Below are 13,451 nucleotides of genomic sequence, written 5' to 3' on the forward strand. Positions count from 1 at the left end.
TCACCGTTCTGGCCGTGAAGAAGCTGTACCAGGGTCAGCGCTGACGCCTCGCGCCGGTCGCCGCACGCCGCTCACCCCGTACTCACCCCTACAGATCGCCTGAGCCGCTCATGATCGAGATCCCGTCCGACCTGCACCCGGACCTTGTTCCCCTCGCCTTCCTCCTCGGCAACTGGGAGGGCGTCGGTGTCTTCGACTTCCCCGGTGACGAGAAGGCCAACTTCGGCCAGGAGGTCACCTTCAGCCACGACGGCCGGGACTTCGTCGAGTACGTCTCGCACACCTGGGCGCTCGACGACGAGGGCAGGAAGATCAGGCCGATCGAGTCCGAGGCCGGCTACTGGCGGATCGACAAGGACCGCAAGGTCGAGGTCGTGATGGTCAGGGACCAGGGTGTGGTGGAGGTCTGGTACGGCGAGCTGGCCGACCAGAAGCCGCAGATCGACCTGGTGACCGACGCGGTGGCCCGTACGGCGGCCTCCGGGCCCTACAGCGGTGGCAAGCGGCTGTACGGCTATGTGAAGGGCGACCTGATGTGGGTGGGCGAGAAGTCCACCCCCGAGGTGCCGCTGCGCCCGTACATGTCGGCGCATCTGAAGAAGGTCGTGTCCCCGGACCAGGTCGAGGCATGGGCCAAGGACCTCGGCGACCTCCCGGACGACGGCATCGCCTTCTTCAAGTGACGACGGCATCGCCCTCTTCGAGTAGAGCCGCCTCCGCCAAGTAGAGCCGCCTCCCCGCCGCGCCTGCCTACACTGGGGGCGTGGTGAGCACCGACTGGAAGAGTGACCTGCGGCAGCGTGGGTACCGGCTGACCCCTCAGCGACAGCTTGTGCTCGAAGCTGTCGACTCCCTGGAGCACGCGACACCCGACGACATCCTGTGCGAGGTGCGCAGGACCGCCTCCGGTGTGAACATCTCCACCGTCTACCGGACGCTGGAGCTGCTGGAGGAGCTGGGCCTCGTCTCGCACGCCCATCTCGGGCACGGCGCTCCCACGTACCACCTCGCCGACCGGCACCACCACATCCACCTGGTCTGCCGGGACTGCACGCATGTCATCGAGGCGGATGTCGAGGTGGCCGCGGAGTTCACCGCCAAGCTGCGCGAGGACTTCGGGTTCACGACGGACATGAAGCACTTCGCGATCTTCGGCCGGTGCCGGAACTGCGCCGCTCGCGCCGCGAACGGCGAGTCGTAGGCTGATCAGTATGAAGAGCCCTCTGCTGTCCCTGCCCGGAGCCGTCGCCGCCGAAGGACCGGACGAAGGTGTCGCCGCACACTACGGTGACCTGTTCCGTGAGCAACGGGCCCTCGCCGACGGCACGGGGCTGGTGGATCTCTCGCATCGCGGAGTCGTCACCGTCACCGGGGACGACCGGCTGAGCTGGCTGCATCTGCTGCTCACCCAGCACGTCAGCGAACTGCCCGTCGGCCGGGCCACCGAGGCGTTGATCCTCTCCCCGAACGGCCATATCGAGCACGCGCTGTATCTCGTGGACGACGGCGAGACGGTCTGGGCGCATGTCGAGCCCGGCACGCGGGAGGCGCTGATCGCCTACCTGGAGTCGATGAAGTTCTTCTACCGGGTCGAGGTCGCGGACCGTACGGATGACATCGCCGTCGTCCATCTGCCGGCGGGCTCCATCGCCGAGGCGCCCGAGGGCGTGGCCGTACGGGAGACCCCGTACGGCCGGGATCTGTTCCTGCCCCGCGCCGACCTGGAGTCGTACGCCGCCGCGCACGGCCCCGTCGCCGGCGTCCTCGCGTACGAGGCGCTGCGCGTCGAGGGCCACCGGCCGCGCCTCGGCTTCGAGACCGACCACCGCACCATCCCGCACGAGGTGGGGCTGATCGGTACGGCCGTGCATCTCGACAAGGGCTGCTACCGGGGCCAGGAGACGGTGGCCCGCGTCCAGAACCTGGGAAAGCCGCCGCGCCGGCTGGTCTTCCTGCACCTGGACGGCAGCGATGTCCATCTGCCGGGGCACGGTACGCCGGTCCGGCTCGCCGCGGACGGTGCCGAGGGGCGCCAGCTGGGCTTCATCACCACCTCGGCCCGCCATCACGAGCTGGGGCCGATCGCGCTGGCCCTGATCAAGCGCAATGTGCCGCTGGACGCGGAACTGCTGGCCGGGGACACGGCTGCGGCGCAGGAGACGGTGGTCGAGGCGTAGCGGATCCCTGCCGCCCGGCCCGTGGTCGTTTCTCTCCGCCGGGCCCGTAGCGGGTTCCTTCTGGCGAGCCCGTAGTGGATTCCTTCCGCTACGGGCTCGCGCCTCGTCGCCGGTCTCCGCGGCGCCGCACCCCCGCGCCTCACATGTCCAGCAGCACCGTGAACGGGCCGTGATTCGTGAGCGAGACGCGCATCTCCGCTCCGAACCGGCCCGTCTCCACCGTCGCGCCCAGCGCGCGCAGCTGTGCCACCACCTCGTCCACCAGCGGTTCGGCCACCGGGCCGGGTGCCGCCGCGTTCCAGGTGGGGCGGCGGCCCTTCCGGGCGTCCCCGTAGAGAGTGAACTGCGAGATCACCAGGAGCGGCGCGTTCACCTCTGAACAGGACTTCTCGCCCTCCAGCATCCGTATCGACCAGAGCTTGCGGGCCAGCCGTTCCGCCTGCTCCACGGTGTCCTCGTGGGTCACTCCCACCAGCACACACAAGCCCTCACCGATGATCTCGCCGACGGTTTCCGGTCCGGACTCCGTGACGGCCACGACGCTCGCGCCGTCGACTCTCTGCACCACTGCACGCATACGGACCAACCTATCGGGGGCCGAACGGGTGCAGAGTGCCCGCACGCGTGGCCGTGGGAGTGGCACGATGCACGGAGGCGGTGCGTTCTGCGTACCTGTCGAGGGATGGGGGTTCCCAGCGGATCGGGGCAGGGGTCTCTCCAGCGGAGTGAGGGGAAGTACGCGCGATGAGCACATCTGGCGCCGGGCAGCCGCCCGGTCCCGTACCGACGACCCGTACGACCACCGGGACAGGCAGCGGACCGGCCGCCGGTCCTGGTGCGGACCACGGGCCGGGAGCGGTGGGGCCGGCAGCGGGCCCGGGGGGCGGGGGGCCCCGGCCGCCCGTGCAGCGGACCGGCGGTGAGGGCACGCTGCCCGCGCCCCGGCCGTACGACTTCGGTGTGCTGCGGCTGCCCGAACTGCGCGCGCTGCGCCGTGACTCGCAGCGGGACGAGGCCGATCTGAGCTATCTGCGGCGGCTGCTCCAGGGCCGGATCGACATCCTGCGGGCCGAACTGGCCCGCCGTACCGCCCCGGAGACGCCGGTGGTCGACCGGCTGTCGGAGATCCTGGCCGACTCGCCCTCGCGGCACCGCTCGTCCGCCCGCCATGTCACGCTCTCCACACCGCGCAGCGAGGAGTACCGCCTGCTGGCCGCCGAGACGCTCGCCGAGGTGGAGCTGTCGGATCTGGCGGCGCGTACGGACGAGGAGTTGCACACGGCGATGGGGCGGCTGGTCCGCAACGAGCAGCAGCTCTCGCGCCGCCGCCATCAGCTGCAGCGGACGGCGGACGACTGCAGCGCGGAGATCGCCCGCAGGTACCGTGAGGGTGAAGCCCAGGTGGACGACCTGCTGACGTAGTGATTCCGTGTGGGCCCGCCTGATTCTGTGTGGATCCGTACCGTTCCGCACCGTCCGAACCGCCCGCTGATCACTGTTGATCCAGGCGGATCCAGGCGGATCCAGGCGGATCCGCGCGGATCCGTGCCGGACCGCGCGAGCGGGTACCCCAGCCCCCGGAAGGCCGATGATGTCCTCCAGTCCCCACGTCATATCCCCGGTCGTGCCGCCGGTTCTCGCCGAGGTCGTACGCTCCGGCTTTGTCGAGGGCAGTCACCGGGGAACGCTGGTGCTGCTGGCGGCGGACGGCACCGTCGAGCTGGAGCTCGGTGACCCCGAGGCGCCGGTCTTCCCCCGTTCCAGCAACAAGCCGATGCAGGCCGCGGCCGTGCTGCGGGCCGGGGTGGAGCTGTCCGGGGAGCGGCTGGCGCTGGCGGCGGCGAGCCACTCGGGCGAGGAGTTCCATCTCGCCCTCGTCCGTACGATGCTCGCCGAGCACGGGCTGACGGCCGACGATCTGCGGACGCCGCCGGATCTGCCGGTCGACCGCGTCGAGGCGGAGGCGTATCTCGCCGGAGGCGGGGTGCGGGACCGGATCGTCATGAACTGTTCGGGCAAGCACACGGCGATGCTGGCGGCCTGCGTACGCAACGGCTGGCCGACGGAGAGCTATCTCGACCCGGAGCATCCGCTGCAGAAGCTCGTCCGGGCGGTGATCGAGGAGACGGCGGCCGAGCGGGTTTCCACGATCGGCAGGGACGGCTGCGGCGCCCCGCTGATGGCGATCAGCCTCACCGGTCTCGCCCGTGCCTTCCGTCACTTCGTGCTCGCCGCTCCGGGGTCCGCCGAGTGCCGGGTGGCGGACGCGATGCGCGCCCACCCCGAGTACGTCGGGGGGACGCGCAGGTCCGACACGTGGCTGATGGCGGAGGTACCGGGCACGCTCGCCAAGACGGGCGCGGAGGCGGTCCAGGCGGTGGCGCTGCCGGACGGCCGTGCGCTGGCCTTCAAGATCGAGGACGGCGGGGTCAGGGCGCTGGGGCCCGTCCTGGCGCGGGCGCTCCAACTGCTGGGCGTGGAGGCCGAGGTGCTGGGCCGGATCGGACGGGCGCCGCTGCTCGGCGGCGGTGTGGAGGTCGGCGCGGTGCGCGCCGCGTTCTGAGCCGGCGGGTGCCGGGGACCCGGTGAAAATCGGGGTGCGGCGGGCCACCGGGACCGCCTAGCGTGACGGCCATGAGCCTTGACGTCCGTACGGTCACCGAATCCGAGCTTCCCGACTGGTTGCGGGCCGTTGACACCGGGTTCCTCCGGTCGCCGCACGTCCCGGACGAGTATGTGGCGGACAAGCTCGGCCACTTCGATCTGGCCCGTACGCGAGGGGTCTTCGACGACGGGCGCTGTGTCGCCACCTTCCGGACCTTCGAGCAGCAGCTCACGGCCGTCGGCGGCGCGGTGCTTCCCGCCGACGCGGTGACCAACGTGACCGTGTCGCCCACCCACCGCCGGCGCGGCCTGCTCGGCCGGATGATGGCCGCGGACCTGGCGGCGGCGAAGGAGCGCGGGGACGCCGTCGCCACGCTGATCGCCGCCGAGTACCCGATCTACGGACGGTACGGGTTCGGCCACGCCACCTCGGTCACGGAGTGGGCGATCGAGTTGGCGCGTACGGGGCTTGACCCGCGGTGGCCGGGGCCGGGCGACGGCGGCAGGATCGATCTGATCGACCTCGCGGACGTACGGAAGACCGGCCCGGAGCTCCATGAGGGCTTCCGGGTGCGCCAGCCAGGCGCGGTCAGCCGTGACGGCCAGTGGTGGCGCGCCAACACCGGCCAGGCGGTGAGCAACCAGCCGTGGACGGAGCCCTTCAACGCGGTGTACCGCTCGGCGGCCGGTGAGGTCGAGGGCCTGGTCACCTACGCCAGTGACGAGCGCTGGGATGACACCAAGCAGCCGCTGAACACCGTGTCGGTGCGGAAGCTGATCGCGCTGACCCCGGCGGCGGAGAGCGCGCTGTGGCGCTTCGTCTGCTCGATCGACTGGGTCACCACGGTCAGGACGGGGCACCGTGCCGCGGACGATCTGCTGACCCGGTTCCTCCCGGACCCGCGCGCCGCGCGCATCGTGACGCAGGCGGACTTCCTGTGGGTGCGGATCCTCGACACCGTACGGGCCCTGGAGGCGCGTACGTACGCCGTGCCGGCCACGCTGACGCTGGAGATCCACGACAAGGACGGTCTGGCGGGCGGGCGCTTCCGGCTGGAGGGGACGCCGGAGGGCGGGGTCTGTACGCCGACCACGGAGTCGCCGGACATCGCGCTGGACGTGCGGGAGCTGGGCGCGCTGTACCTGGGGGGCGAGTCGGCGGTGACGCTCGCGGCGCTCGGTCTGCTGACCGAGGAGCGGCCGGGGGCGGCGGCGGTCGCGGAGACGCTGTTCCGTACGGCGCGGCGCCCCTGGTGCCCGGACATCTTCTGACGCCGGACGGCTTCTGACGCCGGATGCCTTCCGGACCCCGGACCCCGGACCCCGGACCCCGGACTCGGGGTTCGGACTCGGGGTTCGGACTCGGAGTTCGGACTCGGAGTTCGGACTCGGGGTTCGGACGCGCCGCGGGATCTCGCCGGGCCCGGACATCATCCCGGGCCCGGACGCATGACCAGCAGGACCAGGACCACCGCGCCGATCCCCGCGCACGTGCTGTTCCTGGACTTGATCCCGATACTGAGCAGGACGAGTGCGACGATGCCCATGGGGCCGAAGCGCCACTGGACCAATTGCTCAAGTCCGAGGCCGAAGGTTGCGATGACGAGTGCGAGCAGAGGCATGGCGGCGGCTCCTTCGAAGGCGGAGAACTCGCAGCGGACTTGGCCCTAGTTGGTCGCCAACTATTAGCCAACCAAGGGAGTTGTCCCGCTGTGGCGCGATCCATAAACAACTGCGTTGACAACTTCCCCGACAACTCCCCTTGGATGGCAGGAAGTTGTAACGTGGAGGGATGACAGGGTGACGAGGTGACCTCAGAGAGTGGGAGCGCCGCTGTGAACGGCATCGGGAAGCCCACGTCGGAGGAGGTGGCCGGGGCTCTGCGCGCCCGTATCGAGTCGGGCGAGCTGGCCGCGGGTCAGCCCATACCGACACAGAAGAGCCTGGTCGAGACGTTCGGGGTGCAGCGCGGGGTGATCCGCCGCGCCCTGCGCAGCCTTCAGGAGGACGGGCTGCTGACCGAGGTCACCAGGGGTGCTCCGCCGCGTATCGCCGACCGTTCCGCCGTCCCGCGCGCGGCGGGCGGGGCGGGTGGGACGGGCGTGGCAGGCGTGGCGGGGGCGGTGGGCACCGTCGGCGTCGGCGCCGATGAGGCGCCCCAGGAGACCATGGTGGCGCTGCGGCCCCGGATCACGGAGGCGTTCCGGGCCGACCACGTACGGGTCGACGCCCTCTGCCTGACCGCCGAGTCCCTGAGCGCGGCTCTCGGGGAGCAGCGGCTGCGGATCCAGGACCGTTCCGTGGCGCCGAGCAGTGTCACCGTCCGGGTGCTGCTGCCCAACCGGGACATCGAGCTGGCCTTCCCGCGCTCGGTCAGCACCGCGGACACCCACCCCGACGAGGGCGATCTCGTCCATCAGCGCTGGCTCCAGCAGCGCAACTCGCACGGCACGGTACTGAGCGACCATCTGGTGGGGATGCGCTCGGCGGGCATCGATGTGGACGTACGGTTCAAGGCGCTGCCGTTCACCCCGTCCGTCAAGCTGTATGTGCTCAACGGCACGGAGGCGCTGCTCGCGTACTACAAGGTCACGGTGCGCGAGGCCGAGATCGGGCGGACGTCCGTGGAGATGTATGACGCGCTGGGGGACAAGTCGCCGCTGTTCTCCTTCGTGTCGGGGGAGACGCGACTGCGACGGGACGAGGCGTTCGTGGCGGAGTCGCAGGCGTGGTTCGACGCCCTCTGGGACACGATCGCCACGGATCTCGCGCTGGGCTGACGCCGGGCGCCGACTGCCCGCTTCGGGGGAGCGGTTGGGGGAAGATGGGGTCCGGAGGTGCTGCCCGCCCGCCCTCCGCCCCGACGGACGGAGCGACGTGACCGACCCGCTCGACCCGCTCGACGCGCTGGCGCCGCTCGACGCGCTGGCGCCGCTCGACCCGATGGCGCCGCTCGACGCGATGGCGCCGCTCGGCGCGCTGGCACCGCCCGATTCGATCGCCGCGCCGGATTCGGTCAGGTGCGTGCTCTTCGACTTCGACGGACCTGTCTGCGCGCTCTTCCGCAACCACCCGGCGCCCGGGGTGGCCGGCCGGCTGCTCGACTGGCTGCCCGCCGGGGTGCGCCGCCTCGTACGGGCCGAGGACGGCGGTCCCGTGACCGATCCGCAGGTCATCCTGCGGGCGGTGGGGGAGCTGGATCCGGGCAGCGCGCTGGTGTCCGGGCTGGAGGCGCGGCTCACCGAGGAAGAGGTCCTGGCGACGGAGTCCGCCGTACCGTCCCCGGGAGCGGCGGAGCTGATACGGGCGCTCGGCGACGCGGGCGTCGTCCTGGCGGTGACGACCAACAACTCACCGCGTGCGGTGCGGCGTTATCTCGAACGGACCGGTCTCGCCGACTGCTTCGGCCCGCACATCCACGGCCGTACGCACGACCCGCACGATCCCCGCAGGCTCAAGCCGCACCCCGACTGCCTGGCGCGGGCCCTCGCGTCGACCGGCGCGGCGGCCGGGGAGTCGGTGATGATCGGGGACGCGGTGGCCGACTTCCTCGCGGCGAAGCAGCTCGGCATCCGGTTCCTCGGATACGCGACGCGTGAGAGCAAGAGCGAGGTGCTGTACGAGGTGGGGGCGCGCGTGGTGGCCGACGAACTTCCCCGGAGCGCGCAGGAGTTGGCCGCACTGGCCGACCAACTCAGCAGAGATGGCCGACTGCCGTAGCGCGGCATCGTCGAATTCCTGTCCGGTACGGTGTGTCAGCTGCCACGACGCGCTGGTCCGAGTTGGTGAAGATGGCATAACTTCCCACCGCCACGCCCCTCGGAGAGGTACGTTCCGCGTCTGGGGCCGCCTGTGGGACGGGCCCCGGCGGCCCGGTGAGCGGGACCGCCGACGGCATCATGATCATGAGCACCGAGGGCATACGCGCGATGACAGCCGATGCGGCACCGGCATCCGAGGTCCGTCTGCGAGCGGGCGAGCTGAGCCGCGACAGCCGGCGGGTCATCGGCCCGCTCAACGGCTATCACCATGAGACCTACGCCTTTCCGCTGCCGGAGGAGAGCGAGCTGAGCGCACGGTTCGCGCGCGCCAAACTGCGCGCGCCCAGGCCGGGGCTGCTCTGGTTCGACCGGCGGTGCTTCGCCTCGGAGGATCTGCTGCTCACCGCGCTCCAGGGGCGCGTCACCCGGATTCCGGAGATCATCGAGGTCGGCGGGGGCGTCCATCTCCAGGGCTTCATCGAGGGCGTGACACTGGACGCCGGCGCCCGCCGCCTGCCGGGCCGCGATCTGCCGGGCCGGTGCCTGCCGGGCCGCGGGCTGTCCCGCCGTCACCACGACCAACTGGAGCGGTTCTTCCACGAGCTGGTGTCCATCGATCCGAAGGCGCTGGAAGAGCGCGAGGTGAAGCGGGTCTGCGCGCCGGGCGACCGTACGGACGACGGGGATTCGGCCGCCTTCCTCGACCGGCTGATCGGATTCACCGAGGACCAGGTCTACCGGCGCCACGGCGAGCCGTATCAGCGGCTCTTCGAGGAGCTGGGCGTCGGTGCCGAAGCGCTCGTCCGGCTGCGGAAGCGGGCCGTCGGGCTGCGTCGCCGCCCCTTCTCGCTCCTCCACTGCGATCTGCACAGGAAGAACCTGATCGTCGACCGGCACGGCGATCTGTGGATCATCGACTGGGAACTCGCCATGATCGGCGACCCGCTCTACGACCTCGCCACCCATCTCCATCTGATGCGCTATCCGCGGCGGGAGGAGGCCGGGGTCGTGCGCCGGTGGCAGCGGGCGGTGGAGCGGGCCAGGGAGGGGAGTTCGTACGGCTGGGAGGACGATCTCCCGCTGCTCCTCGCGTACAAACGCGTCCAGTCCGTCTATACGGACGTGATTCGCACGGCGCTGCTGCTCGGCGAGGCGCGGGGCCGGGCACGGGGGGCGCTGCCCCGGGCCGCCTGGCGGATCCAGCGCGTGCTGGCGGCGGCCCGGGACACGTCAGGCGGCGCGGATCAGGAGCCGGAGCCGGCCGGGGCCGCCGGGTCGGCCGGGGCGGCCGGGGTGCCTTCGTACCGGCAGGTGGTGGCCGCGTACCGGAACTGGTTCCGTACGGCCCGGCCGCCCGGGGCCCTCACGCCGTCCGCACCCTGAACAGCACCCTCGACAGCCCGAGCGCCAGCACCAGGAACCCGGCGCACCACGCCAGCGCCACCCAGGGGGCCGAGCCGACCGGCAGCCCCAGCAGCAGTCCGCGCAGGGACTCGATGACCGGTGTGACCGGCTGGTGGTCGGCGAAGCCGTGGAGCCAGTCCGGCATCGTGTCGATCGGGACGAAGGCGCTGCTCGGGTAGGGCAGGAACATCATGAAGAAGGTGAACCCACTCGCTGCCTCGGGGGACTTGGCGAGCAGGCCGATCGCCGCAGAGAGCCAGGAGATGGCCACGATGAAGGCGAACAGGATGCCGGCGGCGGCGAGCGCGGCGGCGGGGGTGGCCGACGGGCGGAAGCCGATCAGGAGGGCGACGCCGAGCACGAGGGCCGTCGAGACGACGTTACGGGCGACGCTCGCCGTGACATGCCCGGCGAGGATCGAGGTACCGCCGATGTCGAGGGAGCGGAAGCGGTCGATGATCCCGCCCTTCATGTCCTCGCTGACGCTCACGGCCGTGCCGGCCGAGCCGAAACCGGCGCACAGGAGCAGGACGCCGGGGACGACGTACGTGACGTACCGCGTACCGGTGTCGATGGCGCCGCCGAAGAGGTAGACGAAGATCAGCATCAGCATGATCGGCAGCATCATCGCGGTGATGACGGCGTCGATATTGCGTCTGCTGAGACGGATGCCGCGGCCGGCCATGGTGAGGGCGTGCGTACGGGACGACGCGAGCGCGTCAGACATGGGTGGGCTCCTGCTCCGTGTGGTGACCGGTCGCCGGGTCCGGGTCCCGGTCCGGGCCCGGGTCCGGGGCCGGGGCCGCGCCCGTCAGCGCGAGGAAGACGTCGTCGAGGGTGGCGCCGCGGAGCGCGAAGCGCGCCACCTCCGTACCGTCCGGATCGATCTCGTCCAGCAGGGCGCGCACCCGCGCCGCGGTGCCGTCGGTCGGCAGCCCGAGCGTGAGGCTCTCCGGCGCGTGGTGGACGGCCCGGGACGCCAGGCGGAGATAGGCCTCGCGGCTGGTCAGCACGAGGTCGAGGCGGTGGCCCGCGACGCGGTTCTTCAGCTCCTCCGCCGTACCCTCGGCGACCACCCGGCCGTGGTCGACCACGGCGATACGGCCCGCCAACTGGTCGGCCTCCTCCAGGTATTGGGTGGTGAGGAAGACGGTGGCGCCCCGCGCGGAGAGATCCCGTACGACCTGCCACAGCTCCTGGCGGCTGCGCGGGTCCAGGCCGGTGGTCGGCTCGTCCAGGAAGACCACCTGGGGGTCGCCGACCAGGCCGGCGGCCAGATCGAGCCGGCGCCGCATGCCGCCGGAGTAGGTGACGGCGAGCCTGCCGCCCGCGTCGGCGAGACCGAACCGGTCGAGGAGCGCGGCGGCGCGGCGGCGGGCGCCGGCCCTGGAGAGCCCGCTGAGGCGGGCCATCATGCGGAGGTTCTCCTCGCCGGTCTGCTTCTCGTCCACGGCGGCGAACTGCCCGGTCAGGCTGATGGCGCCGCGTACCCGGCGCCGGTCGGCGACGACGTCGTACCCGGCGACCCTGGCGGTGCCGCGGTCGGCGGTGGTGAGGGTGGAGAGGATCCGTACGGCTGTTGTCTTGCCCGCGCCGTTGGGGCCGAGGAGCGCGAAGACCGTGCCGCGTTCGACCCGGAGATCAATGCCGCGCAGGACTCTCACCCGCGCGTTTCCGGTTCCGTACGACTTTTCGAGGCCGAGGGCCTCGATGGCTGGTTGTGACGTCATGGACATCCCCCTGGTGCTGCTGACCTGTCCCAGATCTATTGCGTATGACATACGCGTTACTGTGTAAGAGTTACGCATTACTAGGATGGACGTCAAGCGGGGAGTGGGCGGAGAAGGGCGGAGACGATGACGGACCGCGGTGACGGCGCCGGTGGCGGCGCCGGCGACGACGGTGATGGGGCCGGGACGGGGCTGCCCGCCAGCATCGAGGCCGCCTGGGGGCTGCGCGAGCGCCCGTCCAAAGGACCCAAGCCCGGCATCGGCCTGACGCGGATCGTCGACGCGGCGGTCGGCATCGCGCGGGCGGAAGGGCTCGGCGCGGTCTCCATGGGGCGGGTCGCCAAGGAACTGGGCGCCTCCACGATGTCGCTGTACCGCTATGTCGCGGCCAAGGACGAGCTGTACGTCCTGATGCAGGAGGCGGCCATCGGCGAGCCCCCTGCCCCGCCGCCCCCCGGCACCGGCTGGCGCGAGGCGCTGTCCCAATGGGCCTGGGCGCAGCGCGAGGCGTACCACCGGAACCTCTGGGCGCTGCGCATCCCGATCTCGGGTCCGCCCGCCACCCCCAACTCGGTGGCGTGGTGGGAGCTGGGCCTCGGTGCCCTGGCCGGCACGGATCTGGACGACGGCACGAAACTGTCGGTGATCCTGCTGGTCAACGGCTTCGTACGGAACGAGGCGACGCTGATGTCCGAACTGGACACGGCCATCAAGGCGAGCGGCTTCTCGTCCCGGCAGGTCATGGCCGGCTACGAACGCACCCTCCGCAGACTGGCCGACCCGGCCCGCTACCCGGCGGTCGCGGAACTGCTGGCGTCCGGTGGCCTGAGCGGCGAGGACGACCCGGACGTGGACTTCACCTTCGGCCTCAACTGCGTGCTGGACGGGGTCGAGGCGCTGATGCGGAGGCAGGAGCGGTAACGCGGGGACGGGGACCGGGGCAGTGACGCGGGGACGGGGCGGTGACGCGGGGACGGGGCGGCCGGCCGGTGGTCGCCCGCGACGCTCCCCCGGGATTCTGAGGACAGCGCCTGGCGATACGCCTAGCGGTGCTGATCCACGATCGCCTGGACGATCCTCATCAGCCGGTCCCCCGTCTGGTCGATGCTTCCGTTCTGCGTGCTGACCTGCGCGCCTTCGAGGATGAAGGTGATCTCGGCCGCGGCCTGCTCGGGGTCGGGCAGCCCGGCCCCCGCGCACATGCCGACCAGTCTGCGGGTCTGGCGGGCCTTGTGCTCCTCGATCACCTGCCGTGCGGGATGGGAGCGGTCGGGCAGTTCGGCGATGGAGTTGATGAACGGGCAGCCCCGGTGCGAGATCGCCGGCAGTCCCTCGGCGATGAAGCGGGCCATGCCGAGGATCTGCTCCCCCGGCCGGCCGGGGTATGCGGCCTCGACCCGGTCGAAGGCCGCCTGGTATTCGGCGGCGACGATCCGCAGCCACTCCGCGACCAGCGCGTCCTTGGTTCCGAAGTGCCGGTAGATCGCCATTTTGGTGGTCTCGGCCCTCTCGGCGATCGCCTGGACGCCCACCCGCCGGATCCCCTCGCTCTGGAAGAGCTCCTCCGCCGCGTCGAGGATGCGCTCGCGAGGCGGCAGTTTCGCCACTCTGCTCGGCCTTCCGGCGGTCGATGCCATGCCTGCTCCGTGACGTCCGGTCCGATACGGGCCCTCCACCGCTGGGCCCTCCACTCCCTGTTACGGTACCAGTCCGTTCCATGAGATACCGTTGGGTATCGTCAGGTACTCAACGGTATCGTTCGTTGCGCTGGGAGT

15 protein-coding genes are annotated in these 13,451 nt (G+C 71.3%); 10 read left to right on the forward strand and 5 right to left on the reverse strand.

What is annotated here, in order from left to right:
* Positions 1-110: 110 nt before the first annotated feature.
* The 3 genes from ACZ7LS_RS24760 to ygfZ all read left to right on the forward strand — a co-directional run bounded on the left by ACZ7LS_RS24760 (position 111) and on the right by ygfZ (position 2,177).
* On the forward strand, positions 111-683 hold the full coding sequence (locus tag ACZ7LS_RS24760) for a heme-binding beta-barrel domain-containing protein (protein ID WP_382523859.1): 573 nt from the start codon (positions 111-113) through the stop codon (positions 681-683).
* An 80-nt stretch (positions 684-763) separates the two neighbouring features.
* Positions 764-1,201: a Fur family transcriptional regulator gene (locus ACZ7LS_RS24765; protein ID WP_382523861.1), complete on the forward strand. Its 438-nt coding sequence runs from the start codon at positions 764-766 to the stop codon at positions 1,199-1,201.
* A gap of 10 nt (positions 1,202-1,211) precedes the next feature.
* The gene (gene ygfZ / locus ACZ7LS_RS24770; RefSeq protein ID WP_382667079.1) at positions 1,212-2,177 is read left to right on the forward strand and encodes a CAF17-like 4Fe-4S cluster assembly/insertion protein YgfZ; all 966 of its coding nucleotides are present in this window, start codon (positions 1,212-1,214) and stop codon (positions 2,175-2,177) included.
* 139 nt (positions 2,178-2,316) lie between these two features.
* Here ygfZ and dtd read toward each other — a convergent pair whose 3' ends face one another.
* Entirely contained in the window at positions 2,317-2,754 is a 438-nt protein-coding gene (gene dtd / locus ACZ7LS_RS24775; protein WP_129767978.1) for a D-aminoacyl-tRNA deacylase, read from the reverse strand.
* Between the two features lie 167 nt (positions 2,755-2,921).
* Here dtd and ACZ7LS_RS24780 point away from each other — a divergent pair, with 167 nt between their 5' ends.
* From ACZ7LS_RS24780 to ACZ7LS_RS24790, 3 genes are all read left to right on the forward strand, one after another.
* Positions 2,922-3,599 carry an RsiG family protein gene (locus tag ACZ7LS_RS24780; RefSeq protein WP_382523867.1) on the forward strand — a complete coding sequence of 226 codons (678 nt, stop codon included), beginning with the start codon at positions 2,922-2,924 and terminating at the stop codon, positions 3,597-3,599.
* Positions 3,600-3,765: 166 nt separating this feature from the next.
* Entirely contained in the window at positions 3,766-4,740 is a 975-nt protein-coding gene (locus ACZ7LS_RS24785; RefSeq protein ID WP_385135275.1) for an asparaginase, read from the forward strand.
* A gap of 71 nt (positions 4,741-4,811) precedes the next feature.
* Positions 4,812-6,053, forward strand: a complete 1,242-nt coding sequence (locus ACZ7LS_RS24790) for a GNAT family N-acetyltransferase (protein ID WP_385135277.1) — start codon at positions 4,812-4,814, stop codon at positions 6,051-6,053.
* A gap of 158 nt (positions 6,054-6,211) precedes the next feature.
* On the opposite strand, the gene ACZ7LS_RS24795 is transcribed toward ACZ7LS_RS24790, so the two are convergent.
* On the reverse strand, positions 6,212-6,403 hold the full coding sequence (locus ACZ7LS_RS24795) for a hypothetical protein (protein ID WP_382523876.1): 192 nt from the start codon (positions 6,401-6,403) through the stop codon (positions 6,212-6,214).
* A 213-nt stretch (positions 6,404-6,616) separates the two neighbouring features.
* On the opposite strand from ACZ7LS_RS24795, the gene ACZ7LS_RS24800 reads away from it, so the two are divergent.
* The 3 genes from ACZ7LS_RS24800 to ACZ7LS_RS24810 all read left to right on the forward strand — a co-directional run bounded on the left by ACZ7LS_RS24800 (position 6,617) and on the right by ACZ7LS_RS24810 (position 9,925).
* A complete protein-coding gene (locus tag ACZ7LS_RS24800) occupies positions 6,617-7,561 on the forward strand; it encodes a winged helix-turn-helix domain-containing protein (RefSeq protein ID WP_382523878.1) in 945 nt (314 codons plus the stop codon).
* Positions 7,562-7,658: 97 nt separating this feature from the next.
* On the forward strand, positions 7,659-8,501 hold the full coding sequence (locus tag ACZ7LS_RS24805) for an HAD family hydrolase (protein ID WP_385135279.1): 843 nt from the start codon (positions 7,659-7,661) through the stop codon (positions 8,499-8,501).
* A 185-nt stretch (positions 8,502-8,686) separates the two neighbouring features.
* Complete coding sequence (locus ACZ7LS_RS24810) at positions 8,687-9,925, forward strand: phosphotransferase (protein WP_385341624.1); 1,239 nt, start codon at positions 8,687-8,689, stop codon at positions 9,923-9,925.
* On the opposite strand, the gene ACZ7LS_RS24815 is transcribed toward ACZ7LS_RS24810, so the two are convergent.
* Positions 9,906-10,673 carry an ABC transporter permease gene (locus ACZ7LS_RS24815; protein ID WP_385135282.1) on the reverse strand — a complete coding sequence of 256 codons (768 nt, stop codon included), beginning with the start codon at positions 10,671-10,673 and terminating at the stop codon, positions 9,906-9,908. The two genes, ACZ7LS_RS24810 and ACZ7LS_RS24815, sit on opposite strands and share 20 nt — an antisense overlap.
* Entirely contained in the window at positions 10,666-11,682 is a 1,017-nt protein-coding gene (locus ACZ7LS_RS24820; protein ID WP_385135317.1) for an ATP-binding cassette domain-containing protein, read from the reverse strand. The genes ACZ7LS_RS24815 and ACZ7LS_RS24820 overlap by 8 nt, the downstream gene beginning before the upstream one ends.
* A gap of 120 nt (positions 11,683-11,802) precedes the next feature.
* On the opposite strand from ACZ7LS_RS24820, the gene ACZ7LS_RS24825 reads away from it, so the two are divergent.
* Positions 11,803-12,597, forward strand: coding sequence for a TetR/AcrR family transcriptional regulator (locus ACZ7LS_RS24825; protein WP_382523890.1), 795 nt, complete (start codon positions 11,803-11,805; stop codon positions 12,595-12,597).
* 122 nt (positions 12,598-12,719) lie between these two features.
* Here ACZ7LS_RS24825 and ACZ7LS_RS24830 read toward each other — a convergent pair whose 3' ends face one another.
* On the reverse strand, positions 12,720-13,313 hold the full coding sequence (locus ACZ7LS_RS24830) for a TetR/AcrR family transcriptional regulator (protein WP_382523893.1): 594 nt from the start codon (positions 13,311-13,313) through the stop codon (positions 12,720-12,722).
* Positions 13,314-13,451: the final 138 nt, after the last annotated feature.

It is taken from the genome of Streptomyces sp. NPDC039430 (assembly GCF_055639435.1).

What these genes read in the sequence shown, in the direction of transcription:
- ACZ7LS_RS24760 (WP_382523859.1), top strand. Translation starts at nt 111, where the DNA reads ATGATCGAGATCCCGTCCGACCTGCACCCGGACCTTGTTCCCCTCGCC.
- ygfZ (WP_382667079.1), top strand. Translation starts at nt 1,212, where the DNA reads ATGAAGAGCCCTCTGCTGTCCCTGCCCGGAGCCGTCGCCGCCGAAGGA.
- dtd (WP_129767978.1), bottom strand. Translation starts at nt 2,754, where the DNA reads ATGCGTGCAGTGGTGCAGAGAGTCGACGGCGCGAGCGTCGTGGCCGTC.
- ACZ7LS_RS24780 (WP_382523867.1), top strand. Translation starts at nt 2,922, where the DNA reads ATGAGCACATCTGGCGCCGGGCAGCCGCCCGGTCCCGTACCGACGACC.
- ACZ7LS_RS24785 (WP_385135275.1), top strand. Translation starts at nt 3,766, where the DNA reads ATGATGTCCTCCAGTCCCCACGTCATATCCCCGGTCGTGCCGCCGGTT.
- ACZ7LS_RS24790 (WP_385135277.1), top strand. Translation starts at nt 4,812, where the DNA reads ATGAGCCTTGACGTCCGTACGGTCACCGAATCCGAGCTTCCCGACTGG.
- ACZ7LS_RS24795 (WP_382523876.1), bottom strand. Translation starts at nt 6,403, where the DNA reads ATGCCTCTGCTCGCACTCGTCATCGCAACCTTCGGCCTCGGACTTGAG.
- ACZ7LS_RS24810 (WP_385341624.1), top strand. Translation starts at nt 8,687, where the DNA reads ATGAGCACCGAGGGCATACGCGCGATGACAGCCGATGCGGCACCGGCA.
- ACZ7LS_RS24815 (WP_385135282.1), bottom strand. Translation starts at nt 10,673, where the DNA reads ATGTCTGACGCGCTCGCGTCGTCCCGTACGCACGCCCTCACCATGGCC.
- ACZ7LS_RS24820 (WP_385135317.1), bottom strand. Translation starts at nt 11,682, where the DNA reads ATGTCCATGACGTCACAACCAGCCATCGAGGCCCTCGGCCTCGAAAAG.
- ACZ7LS_RS24825 (WP_382523890.1), top strand. Translation starts at nt 11,803, where the DNA reads ATGACGGACCGCGGTGACGGCGCCGGTGGCGGCGCCGGCGACGACGGT.
- ACZ7LS_RS24830 (WP_382523893.1), bottom strand. Translation starts at nt 13,313, where the DNA reads ATGGCATCGACCGCCGGAAGGCCGAGCAGAGTGGCGAAACTGCCGCCT.